Below are 1,213 nucleotides of genomic sequence, written 5' to 3'. Positions count from 1 at the left end.
AGTGTGCGCGAACATCCAATTATCTGCAGCGGACAAGCCCTCGACCTATTAGTACCGGTCAGCTCCACCCCTCACAAGGCTTCCACACCCGGCCTATCAACCCTGTCGTCTACAGGGAGTCTTACCCTCTCAAGGAGGCAGGAGACCTCATCTCGAAGCAAGCTTCCCGCTTAGATGCTTTCAGCGGTTATCTCTCCCGAACGTAGCCAACCAGCCATGCCCTTGGCAGGACAACTGGCACACCAGAGGTTCGTCCGTCCCGGTCCTCTCGTACTAGGGACAGCCCTTCTCAAGTCTCCAACGCGCACAGCGGATAGGGACCGAACTGTCTCACGACGTTCTAAACCCAGCTCGCGTGCCGCTTTAATGGGCGAACAGCCCAACCCTTGGGACCAACTCCAGCCCCAGGATGCGACGAGCCGACATCGAGGTGCCAAACCATCCCGTCGATATGGACTCTTGGGGAAGATCAGCCTGTTATCCCCGGGGTACCTTTTAGCCGTTGAGCGACACCGCTTCCACACGCCGGTGCCGGATCACTAGTCCCAGCTTTCGCTCCTGCTCGACACGTCCGTCTCACAGTCAAGCTCCCTTGTGCACTTACACTCAACACCTGATTACCAACCAGGCTGAGGGAACCTTTGGGCGCCTCCGTTACTCTTTGGGAGGCAACCGCCCCAGTTAAACTACCCACCAGACACTGTCCCCGAACCGGATCACGGTCCAAAGTTAGATGCCCGAAACAGTCAGAGTGGTATTTCACCAACGCCTCCACCGCCACTAGCGTGACAGTCTCACAGGCTCCCACCTATCCTACACAAACCATCCCAAACACCAATGTCAAGCTATAGTGAAGGTCCCGGGGTCTTTCCGTCCTGCTGCGCGAAACGAGCATCTTTACTCGTAGTGCAATTTCACCGGGCCCATGGTTGAGACAGTGGGGAAGTCGTTACGCCATTCGTGCAGGTCGGAACTTACCCGACAAGGAATTTCGCTACCTTAGGATGGTTATAGTTACCACCGCCGTTTACTGGCGCTTAGATTCCTAGCTTCGCAGGCCGAAACCCACTAACCAGTCCTCTTAACGTTCCAGCACCGGGCAGGCGTCAGTCCGTATACAGCGTCTTACGACTTCGCACGGACCTGTGTTTTTAATAAACAGTCGCTTCCCCCCGCTATCTGCGACCCCACCCAGCTCAGGCCGTAAAGACCG

At 56.4% G+C, this 1,213-nt stretch carries 1 rRNA gene (running past one end of the window); it reads right to left on the bottom strand.

The features are described from left to right. Nucleotides 1-27: 27 nt before the first annotated feature. Nucleotides 28-1,213: ribosomal RNA gene (locus ACFYL4_RS27310) — 23S ribosomal RNA — on the bottom strand (it continues 1,648 nt past the right edge of the window).

The organism is Nocardiopsis sp. NPDC006938 (assembly GCF_042869555.1).
Classification (GTDB): domain Bacteria; phylum Actinomycetota; class Actinomycetes; order Streptosporangiales; family Streptosporangiaceae; genus Nocardiopsis.
Note: the sequence above shows the minus strand (reverse complement) of the source record. Positions and strands in the feature narration are given on the sequence as shown.